This is a genomic window from Streptomyces sp. PU-14G, assembly GCF_041028275.1.
Lineage (GTDB): Bacteria > Actinomycetota > Actinomycetes > Streptomycetales > Streptomycetaceae > Streptomyces.
This window is the reverse complement of sequence record NZ_JASKYT010000003.1, coordinates 55160-65008: the sequence shown is the minus strand read 5'-3', so window position 1 is coordinate 65008 and position 9849 is coordinate 55160. Positions and strand designations below refer to the sequence as shown.

Annotated in this window: 9 protein-coding genes; 4 read left to right on the top strand and 5 right to left on the bottom strand. The window is 70.0% G+C overall.

The annotated features are described in order from the left end of the window. Nucleotides 1-338 precede the first annotated feature (338 nt). From AB8Z75_RS00960 to AB8Z75_RS00945, 4 genes are all read right to left on the bottom strand, one after another. Nucleotides 339-1256 (bottom strand): amino acid ABC transporter permease, encoded by a 918-nt coding sequence (locus tag AB8Z75_RS00960; protein ID WP_369199376.1) that lies wholly within the window; start codon nucleotides 1254-1256, stop codon nucleotides 339-341. After that, nucleotides 1253-1900 carry an amino acid ABC transporter permease gene (locus tag AB8Z75_RS00955; RefSeq protein WP_369199375.1) on the bottom strand — a complete coding sequence of 216 codons (648 nt, stop codon included), beginning with the start codon at nucleotides 1898-1900 and terminating at the stop codon, nucleotides 1253-1255. Before AB8Z75_RS00955 ends, AB8Z75_RS00960 begins: the two co-directional genes overlap by 4 nt. 226 nt (nucleotides 1901-2126) lie before the next feature. Next, nucleotides 2127-3038 (bottom strand): glutamate ABC transporter substrate-binding protein, encoded by a 912-nt coding sequence (locus AB8Z75_RS00950; RefSeq protein ID WP_369199374.1) that lies wholly within the window; start codon nucleotides 3036-3038, stop codon nucleotides 2127-2129. Nucleotides 3039-3130: 92 nt separating this feature from the next. Continuing rightward, the gene (locus AB8Z75_RS00945; RefSeq protein ID WP_114019456.1) at nucleotides 3131-3916 is read right to left on the bottom strand and encodes an amino acid ABC transporter ATP-binding protein; all 786 of its coding nucleotides are present in this window, start codon (nucleotides 3914-3916) and stop codon (nucleotides 3131-3133) included. A 254-nt stretch (nucleotides 3917-4170) separates the two neighbouring features. Here AB8Z75_RS00945 and AB8Z75_RS00940 point away from each other — a divergent pair, with 254 nt between their 5' ends. Both AB8Z75_RS00940 and AB8Z75_RS00935 read left to right on the top strand, forming a co-directional pair. Beyond that, a complete protein-coding gene (locus AB8Z75_RS00940) occupies nucleotides 4171-4905 on the top strand; it encodes a response regulator transcription factor (RefSeq protein WP_369199373.1) in 735 nt (244 codons plus the stop codon). Nucleotides 4906-4931: 26 nt separating this feature from the next. Continuing rightward, entirely contained in the window at nucleotides 4932-6386 is a 1455-nt protein-coding gene (locus AB8Z75_RS00935; protein WP_369199372.1) for a sensor histidine kinase, read from the top strand. On the opposite strand, the gene AB8Z75_RS00930 is transcribed toward AB8Z75_RS00935, so the two are convergent. Further along, the gene (locus AB8Z75_RS00930) at nucleotides 6365-7399 is read right to left on the bottom strand and encodes a TAXI family TRAP transporter solute-binding subunit (RefSeq protein ID WP_369199371.1); all 1035 of its coding nucleotides are present in this window, start codon (nucleotides 7397-7399) and stop codon (nucleotides 6365-6367) included. The genes AB8Z75_RS00935 and AB8Z75_RS00930 overlap by 22 nt on opposite strands. Nucleotides 7400-7599: 200 nt before the next feature. On the opposite strand from AB8Z75_RS00930, the gene AB8Z75_RS00925 reads away from it, so the two are divergent. Then, nucleotides 7600-8142 (top strand): ATP-binding protein, encoded by a 543-nt coding sequence (locus tag AB8Z75_RS00925; protein WP_369199370.1) that lies wholly within the window; start codon nucleotides 7600-7602, stop codon nucleotides 8140-8142. Between the two features lie 95 nt (nucleotides 8143-8237). After that, nucleotides 8238-9800 carry a tRNA (N6-isopentenyl adenosine(37)-C2)-methylthiotransferase MiaB gene (miaB, locus tag AB8Z75_RS00920; protein WP_369199369.1) on the top strand — a complete coding sequence of 521 codons (1563 nt, stop codon included), beginning with the start codon at nucleotides 8238-8240 and terminating at the stop codon, nucleotides 9798-9800. Nucleotides 9801-9849 lie beyond the last annotated feature (49 nt).

Sequence of the window (9849 nt, the reverse complement as noted above, 5' to 3'; positions counted from 1 at the left end):
CTCTCGCGGCTGGGGGCACCCCCGGCCGGAGGCTGGGGGAGTCAGTCGCCGCTTCCCCCAGGGCTCGGCTTCGCTCGCCCCGGGAGGTGCCCCCACGCAGGGACTCTCCCCCAGCCTTCGGCCGGGGGGCCCCCCCGTCCCTGCGTGGGGGCACCCCCGGCCGGAGGCTGGGGGAGTCAGTCGCCGCTTCCCCCAGGGCTCGGCTTCGCTCGCCCCGGGAGGTGCCCCCACGCAGGGACTCTCCCCCAGCCTTCGGCCGGGGGGACCCCCATCCTCCGCCTTGCGAGAGCACGCACCGGAGCCCGCTCCCTGATCCAGCCAGATCCAAACGAAAGACCCTAGTCCTTGTGGACGTCTCCCGTGCCCGGGTTGGGGGCGGGTTCGAGGTCCGAGCTGCCGGAAGGCGCGACTTCCTGGAGTTCCTTCGCGCCCGCCGCGGGGGTGATGCCGGCCTTGGACCTGCGGCCGCGGCGCTCGATGAACTTCGCCAGCCAGGCCAGCGCGAGGCAGAGGGCGATGTAGATGGCGCCGAAGACGATGACCGTCTGCACGGTCGGGTAGACGCCGCCCACCGGCGTGTTGTTGGCGATCAGGCGGGCCGAGTACAGCAGCTCCGGGTAGAGGATCATGAAGCCGAGGGAGGTGTCCTTCAGCGTCACGACCAGCTGGCTGATGATCGTCGGCAGCATGGACCGCACGGCCTGGGGGAAGAGGATCGAGAGGGTGACCTGGGTTTTGCGCAGGCCCAGGGCGTAGGCCGCCTCCACCTGCCCCTTGGGGACCGCGTTGACCCCGGCGCGCAGCACCTCGGCCTGGACGCAGCCGTTGTAGATCGTCAGACCCAGGACCAGCGCCCACATGGAGGAGATGTCGCCGAGGATGCCGACCCACAGGGCGAAGATCGTGATGAGCAGCGGGATCGACCGGAAGAGGTCGATGAAGACCAGGGCCACCCAGCGGATCGGCTTGTGGTCCGACAGCCGCGCGACGCACAGGATGACGGCGAAGACCAGCGAGAGGACACCCGCCAGTGCGAACACCTTCAGGGTGGACAGCAGGGCGTCCAGGATGTTCTCCCGGATCCCCGCGTAGTTGAAGATGTCCCACAGTTCGCCCGCGAACTGGCCGCGGTTGTAGAGCCGGTAGACGGCCCAGCCGAGCAGCCCCAGCAGGGCGACGCTGCCGATGACGGAGTAGATGACGTTGCGGGCCCGGGCCTTGGGACCGGGGGCGTCGAACAGGACGCTCGCGCTCATCGGGCGACCTCCAGACGGTTCTCCAGCAGCCGGAAGAGGCCGTTGATGGCGTACGTGATGATCAGGTAGCCGATGGTGATCCAGATGAAGATGACGGCGATGTCGTAACCGTCGTTGCTGAGCGTCTTCTGGATGTTGAAGAGGTCCACGTTGTCGAACGCGCCGGCGATCGCGGTGTTCTTGGTGAGGGCGATGAATATGCTGCTCAGCGGCGGTACGACGGTGCGTGTCGCCTGGGGGAGCACCACGATGCGCATGGTCTGGGTGAAGGTCATGCCGATGGCACGGGCGGCCTCGGCCTGGCCCATCGGCACGGTGTTGATGCCGGAGCGGACGGCTTCCGCGACGAAGGACGAGGCGTAGAAGCCGCAGGCGCAGACGGCCAGCACGAAGGAGTTGATGCCGGGGAAGAGAACCTTGGGCACCACGAAGAAGGCGACCAGGAACAGCAGTGTCAGCGGGGTGTTCCGCAACACCGTCACCCACAGCGTGCCGAAGATGCGCAGTGGCGGCACGGGCGAGACCCGGAAGCCCGCGATCACGAGGCCGAGCACCACGGCGAGCACGGCGCTGACGGCGGTGAGCGACAGCGTGCCGAGGAATCCCTCGCGGAACAGCGCCAGGTTGTCGAGCAGTACGTTCATGAGTTCTCCGCGAGGAGTCGCGTAGGTTGCGGCGGCAGGAAAGGCAGGAAAGGCAGGAAAGGCAGGAAAGGCGAGTGGGCGTGAAAGGCGTGAGGTCGGTGACCGGGGTGGGGACGGCGGCGGCCGGGGAGCCGGCCCGCACGCGTGCGGTCACACCGGCGTCCTACGTCACACGGGCGCGCCCCGCCCCGCGCGGCGCCCGCGCCGGGGAGCGAGGCGCGGCACGTCACTTCTCGGTGATCTCGGGCGGCGTCTTGAACTTGGAGCCGGACTTGCCGAGGGTGGCCTCGTACGCCTTCTTGTAGTCGCCGTTGTCCTGGTGGGCCTTGATCGCGTCGGCGACGGCCTTCTGCAGGGCGTCGTCGCCCTTCTTCATGCCGACGCCGTAGGGCTCGTCGGAGAAGGGCTTGCCGACGACCTTGAGCTTGCCGGGGTTCTGCGCGGCGTAGCCCATCAGGATCGCGTCGTCCGTGGTGACGGCGTCGGCCTGACCGTCGATGACCTGCGAGACGCACTCGGAGTACTTGCTCAGCTCGGTGACGTTGGCGCCGTACTTCGGCTGCTTGATGACCTGGAGAGGCGTCGAACCGACGATGGAGCAGACCTTCTTGCCCTTGACGGTCTCCGGCCCCGTGATCTCCTTCTCGTCCTTGCGGACGAGCAGCGAGGCGCCGGCGTGGAAGTACGGTCCCGCGAAGGCGACCTGCTTCTTGCGCTCGTCGTTGATCGTGTAGGTGCCGATCATCAGGTCGACGTCGCCCTTGGAGATGGTCGTCTCCCGCGCGCCGGAGTCGACCGTCTTCCACTCGATCTGCTTCGGCGAGAAGCCCAGGTCGGCGGCGATCATCTTGGCGATCTCGATGTCGAAGCCGGAGTACTTCTTGGTCGACTGGTCCTGGAAACCGAGGTAGGGCTGGTCCGCCTTGGCGCCGATGACGATCTTCCCGCGCTTCTGGGCCTTCTTCAGAACGGGGGAGTCGACCTTGGCGTCCTTGGCGACCTCGTACTTCGGCAGCGCCTTCTCGTTCGTCTGGTCCTTGGGCTTGTCGCCCGCGGAGCCCTCCTTGCCGCCGCACGCGGCGGTGGCGGCGAGCGCCAGGACAGCGGCTGCCGCCGCGGCGGTCTTGTGCAACCTCATAGTGAACATCCCTTGCTTGAACAGTCGATGGCCCAGTGCGCTGCTGCGCTGCTCCATGGCCCTGTGGCCGTCCGGCCCCGTGGTCCTGTGGCTCAGTGGTGCAGGATCTTCGAGAGGAAGTCCTTGGCACGGTCGCTGCGCGGGTTGCTGAAGAACTGGTCCGGGGTGGCCTCTTCCACGATCCGGCCGTCCGCCATGAAGACGACGCGGTTCGCGGCCGAGCGTGCGAAGCCCATCTCGTGGGTGACGACGACCATGGTCATGCCCTCCTGGGCCAGCTGCTGCATGACCTCCAGGACCTCGTTGATCATCTCGGGGTCGAGGGCCGAGGTCGGCTCGTCGAAGAGCATGACCTTCGGGTCCATCGCCAGAGCCCGGGCGATCGCGACGCGCTGCTGCTGTCCGCCGGAGAGCTGCGCGGGGTACTTGTCGGCCTGGTTGCCGACGCCGACCCGGTCGAGCAGCGTGCGGGCCTTCTGCTCGGCCGCCTGCTTGTCCGTCTTGCGGACCTTGGTCTGGCCGAGGGTGACGTTCTCCAGCACCGTCTTGTGCGCGAAGAGGTTGAAGGACTGGAAGACCATGCCCACGTCCGCACGGAGCCTGGCCAGTTCCTTCCCCTCCTGCGGCAGCGGCTTGCCGTCGATCGTGATGCCGCCGGAGTCGACGGTCTCCAGGCGGTTGATGGTGCGGCACAAGGTCGACTTGCCAGAACCCGAGGGGCCGATGACGACGACGACCTCGCCGCGCGCGATGGTCAGGTCGATGTCCTGAAGAACGTGCAACGCACCGAAGTGCTTGTTGACGTTGTCCAGGACGACCAGCTTGTCGGTCGCGGGCTCGGGACCGCGTGCGTCCTTGGTCACCGATACTTCGCTCATCGGCGTTTAGCTCCGTCCTCGTCGGTTGCGAGGACCCTAGTGAGCCGTCTGCGTGACCGTCATTACATCTGAGCTGAAATTGAGCATAACGATCCGGCTGCGACCGGGCTCACTGGGGAAAGGGGACGGTACCGGCTGCGTAACGGATACCTCCGCAGGCCGGAGAGCCCCTTGACTCACCTGCGCCGATGGGAATGGATGCTCTGTCGGAGCAATCGCACAGGAGCGGGGCAAGAGGCAGAGGAGGGCGCCGGGTGAGACTGCTGCTCGTCGAGGACGACGACCGGGTCGCTGCCGCGCTCTCCGCCGTGCTGGCGCGGCACGGCTTCGAGGTGACCCATGTGCGCAGCGGCGCCGAGGCGCTCCAGGAACTGCTGGTGGGCGGCCGGCCGAGCCCCGGTTTCGCCGTCGTCCTGCTCGATCTGGGCCTGCCCGATCAGGACGGTTTCGAGGTGTGCGGGCGCATCCGCCGCAGTAGCACCACCCCGGTGATCATGGTGACGGCGCGTGCCGACGTCCGGTCGCGCATCCACGGCCTCAACCTGGGGGCCGACGACTACGTCGTCAAGCCGTACGACATGGGGGAGTTGCTCGCCCGCATCCACGCCGTCAGCCGCCGCGGGGCCGGCGGGGACGGCGGGGCGCCGTCGGGAGGCGGCACCGCGTCGGGGCCGGACGGTGCGGGCGCGCCCGGCACGATCCGGCTCGGAGCCGTCACCATCGAGCTGCCCACCCGGAAGGTGAGCGTCGAAGGAGCTCTGGTGTCGCTCACCCGCAAGGAGTTCGACCTGCTCGCGCTGCTCGCCCAGCGGCCCGGTGTGGTCTTCCGGAGGGAACAGATCATCAGTGAGGTCTGGCGTACGAGCTGGGAGGGGACGGGACGCACCCTGGAGGTGCACGTCGCCTCGCTGCGTGCCAAGCTGCGGCGGCCCGCGCTCATAGAGACGGTGCGCGGCGTCGGCTACCGCATGGCAGCGCAGGGCGTCTGAGCGGGCCGACCCGGAGACCATCGACAGTGCGCAGCCGCCTCCTCCCTCTTCTGATCATCCTGTTGGCCGGGGTTCTCCTGGCGCTCGGCTTTCCGCTGGCGGCCAGCCAGGCCCAGGCCGAGCAGCAGCGCGTGGTGGTCGACCGGATCGACGACACGGCGCGGTTCGCCTCCCTCGCCCAGTTCGTCACCTCCACCAGCCTGCCCGACGAACGCCGGGCCACCCTCCAGCACGAGTTGGACCGGTACCGGAACCTCTACGGCATCCGCGCCGGCGTCTTCTACCGGGACGGCCGCACGATGGCCGCTTCCCCCCGCGACTGGCGGGTACCTCGCGAGGACGGGACCGGCGGCGAGGGCGGCCGGCCGGAAGGGGCGCGGGCGTACGCCGAGGCGCTGGCCGGGCGCCGCAGCCACGATCCTCCGCAGGTGTGGCCCTGGCAGCGGGACGGGCGGATCGCGGTGGCCTCTCCGGTCATCAGGGACGGCGACGTGGCGGCCGTGGTGCTCACCGACTCGCCCACGGGGCCGATGCGCTCGCGCATACTGCGCGGCTGGCTGGCCATCGCCGTCGGTGAGGCCGCCGCCATGCTGCTGGCGGTCGGCGCGGCGCTGCGGCTGACCGGCTGGGTGCTCAAGCCGGTGCGGACACTCGACCGCGCCACGCACGAGATCGCCACAGGCAAGTTCACCTCGCGCGTCGTCGCGTCGGTCGGCCCGCCCGAACTGCGCCGGCTCGCCCACTCCTTCAACGAGATGGCGGGCAACGTGGAGGGCGCGCTGGAACAGCAGCGCGCCTTCGTCGCCGACGCCTCCCACCAGTTGCGCAACCCCCTCTCCGCGCTTCTCCTGCGCATCGAACTGCTCGCCCTGGAGCTGCCCGAGGGCAACGAGGAGATGGCCTCCGTGCGGGCGGAGGGCAAGCGGCTGGCCCGGGTGCTCGACGACCTGCTGGACCTGGCCTCCGCCGAACACAGCGACGCGTCACACGTCGTGCTGACCGATGTCGCCGAGATCGCCGCCGAGCGGGTCGCCTCCTGGCGGCCCAGCGCCGAACGCAGGGGCGTGCGGCTCACGTCGGCCGGCCAGGCGGCGGCCACCGGGTGGGCGGATCCGGTGGCGCTGTCCAGCGCACTGGACGCGGTCGTCGACAACGCCGTGAAGTTCTCTCCCGACGGCGGATCGGTCACCGTCACCGTCCGCGCGGAGGGCGGCCATGTGACGGTCGAGACGCGGGACTGCGGCCCCGGGCTGACCGACGAGGAGTTGGAGCGGGTGGGTGACCGTTTCTGGCGCAGCGGCCGCCACCAGAACGTCTCCGGGTCGGGCCTGGGCCTGTCCATCACCCGAGCCCTGCTCGCGGGCAGCGGCGCGGGGCTCTCCTTCGCGCACAACTCCCCTGCGGGGCTGCGCGTGCTGATCACCGTTCCGCGGGACGCTCCGGAGGCGGCGGGCCAGGGTCAGGGTTTGGCCGAACGGTAGTAGCGCCGTGCCCCCTCGTGCAGCGGAACGGGGTCGGTGTAGATGGCGGTGCGCAGGTCGACCTTCTGGGCCGCGTGCACCTCGCGCCCTATCTGGTCCCTGCTCCTGATGACCGAGCGCGTGATGCCCTCCGTCAGCGCCGCGTCGGTGCGGTCCGTGGTCACCAGGAGGTTGGCGATCGCCACCGTCTTGACGGACCGGCCGCGCTGCACCGTCGGGTACGCGTCCGGCGCCATCACGGCGGCGCGGTAGTAGCCCGTTCTGCGTCCCTGTTCGTGCAGCCGGGGCAGCAGGTCGCCGAGCTGGACCAGCCGGATGTCCGTCTGCTCCGCCAGCCGCTCGATGGCGCCCGTCGGCAGCCCGCCCGACCAGAAGAACGCATCCAGCTTCCCCTCGGTCAGCAGCGCGGGCATCCGGTCGATGCCCTCTCGCACCGGATGGACGTCGTGCTCCATGTCCAAGCCCGCGGCCTTCAGCAGCCTGCTGGTCACCAGGGACACCCCGGAGCGCTCCTCACCGACGCCGACACGCAGCCCCTTGAGGTCCTTGGCGCTGTTGACCGGTGAGTCCCTGGGCACCACCAGGTGCATGTAGTCGTCGTAGAGCCGGGCGCAGGCCCGGATGCGGGAGGCGTCCTTGCCACCCTCCTGCTGGTAGGTGGCCAGTGCGTCGGAGGCGGTGATGGTGAAGTCCGCCTTGCCCGAGGCGACCCGTGCCACGTTCTGCACCGAGCCCTCACTGTGCTGCAGCGTCAGGTCCACCCGGGGCAGGTCGCGGGCGAGCCGCTGTTTGAAGAGAGTGCCGTAGCGCTCGTACACGCCCGTCCGCACCCCTGTGGCGAAGGTGATCTCGCCACTGGGCGCCGGCGCGCGCGAGGGCATCAGCCACCATGCCAGCAGTCCGCACACCAGAAGGACGGCGGCCGAGCTCCACAGGACACGAGGGCGGCCGGCGGCGAGCCCGTCCGGACCGAACACCGGACGGGAGGCGGTTCGCGGACGCAGGCTGGGCATGGAAGGCGATACTGCCAGTAAGACGCGGGCCAGGGGAGTGGCCGGGCTCACACGCTCCACACGCGGACGGTCGCCTGTCGCGAAGTGCAAATTTCACACTGTCGCTTGCTGAGTGGAACGGCAGAGGCCATAGTGACGGACAGACGACGTGTCACGGCCCCGCCGCGGGCCGGGACCAGCCCGACGGAAGGCGCCCCCAGGTGTACGCCGCCCCCGCTCGCAGGGACCCCGCAGCAGCCTCCTCCACCGCACTCACCGGCGGCTCCGGCAACCCGGCCGTGCCACCCTCAAACTCCGCGGACCCGGGCTGGCAGCTGCGCTTCCCCGCTCGGGAGCAGAACATCGCACGGGCGCGCGCCGCGTTCACCCGGTGGCTGGAGGAGCGGCACGAACCGCCGATACCCGCCGCGACGGCGGACGACGCGGTGCTGCTGCTCTCCGAACTGGCCACCAACGCCGTCGTCCACACCCGCTGCGTCCCCGAGGCCGAACTGGTCTGCTGTGCGGCCCTGGCACCGCGCGGCACACCGACCGCCACGCTGCTCCGCCTCGAGGTCCACGACCCCGCCCGGGGCGGCGAGGAGCCGCAGCTCAAACAGAGCGAGACCGCCGACGAGAGCGGTCGCGGACTGTGCATCGTGGCCGCCCTGGCCAGCGACTGGGGGGTGCGGTCCTCCTCCCTGACCGCGGGCAACGCCGTCTGGGCGACCCTGCGGCTGTCGGGCGAACGCACCCCGGAGTGACCGCGCAGTGATCTGCCTCACAAAGTCCCGGCGGTCGTCGGGAGTGCCTGTCCCACCCGGCCGAGGGCGTCGGTGGGAACGCCTACCCTTGTGGCATGAGCAGTAGCGACCGGAGTCAGACAGCGGACGTCCAGACGGCCGTCCAGGGCGTCCAGGGCGTCCAGGACGTCAAGGGGACGTACGAGGTGCGCACCTTCGGGTGCCAGATGAACGTCCATGACTCCGAGCGGATGGCGGGACTGCTGGAGGGCGCCGGATACGTACGCGCGCCCCAGGACGCGGACGCCGCCGACGTCGTCGTCTTCAACACCTGCGCCGTCCGCGAGAACGCCGACAACAGGCTCTACGGCAACCTCGGCCAACTCGCTCCGAAGAAGGCCGCGCGCCCCGGCATGCAGATCGCAGTCGGCGGCTGCCTTGCCCAGAAGGACCGCGACACCATCGTCAAGAAGGCCCCCTGGGTCGACGTCGTCTTCGGCACCCACAACGTCGGCAAGCTCCCCGTGCTGCTGGAGCGGGCCAGGATGCGCAGCGAAGCGCAGGTGGAGATCGCCGAATCCCTGGAGGCGTTCCCCTCCACGCTGCCCACCCGCCGCGAAAGCGCCTACGCGGCCTGGGTCTCCATCTCGGTGGGCTGCAACAACACCTGCACCTTCTGCATCGTCCCGCAGCTGCGCGGCAAGGAGAAGGACCGCCGCCCCGGCGACATCCTCGCCGAGATCGAGGCACTGGTCGACGAGGGCGTCACCGAGATCACCCTGCTCGGCCAGAACGTCAACGCCTACGGCTCCGACATCGGTGACCGCGAGGCCTTCAGCAAGCTGCTGCGCGCCTGCGGCCGTATCGACGGGCTGGAACGCGTCCGCTTCACCTCGCCGCACCCCCGCGACTTCACCGACGACGTCATCGCGGCCATGGCCGAGACGCCCAACGTGATGCCGCAGCTCCACATGCCGCTGCAGTCCGGCTCCTCGCGCGTCCTGAAGGCGATGCGCCGCTCCTACCGGCAGGAGCGCTTCCTCGGCATCATCGAGAAGGTCCGCGCCGCCATCCCCGAGGCCGCGATCTCCACCGACATCATCGTCGGCTTCCCCGGCGAGACGGAGGAGGACTTCGCCGAGACGCTGCACGTCGTGCGCGAGGCCCGGTTCGCCCAGGCGTTCACCTTCCAGTACAGCAAGCGTCCCGGCACGCCTGCCGCCGACATGGAAGGGCAGATCCCCAAGGAGGTCCTCCAGGAGCGTTACGAACGCCTGGTGGAGCTCCAAGAGGAGATCTCCTGGGCGGAGAACAAGAAGCAGGTCGGCCGCACACTGGAGTTGATGGTCGCCGAGGGCGAGGGGCGCAAGGACGACGCCACCCAGCGGCTGTCGGGCCGCGCGCCCGACAACCGGCTCGTGCACTTCTCCCGGCCGCAGGAACCGGTGCGGCCCGGCGACATGGTGACGGTCGAGATCACCTACGCGGCCCCCCACCACCTGCTGGCCGAGGGCCCCGCCAAGGCGGTGCGCCGCACGCGTGCGGGCGACGCCTGGGAGCGCCGTACCGCAGCCGAGGCCGCCCCCGGGCAGCAGGGCGGCGGCGTGCTGCTCGGCCTGCCCACAGTTGGTGTTCCCGACCCGCTGCCCGCGGCCACCGGCGGTTGCTGCCCGGCCTGAAGCGCGGACCCTGGCCTGAACCGTGGAGCTTGGGCTGAACCGTGGGGCC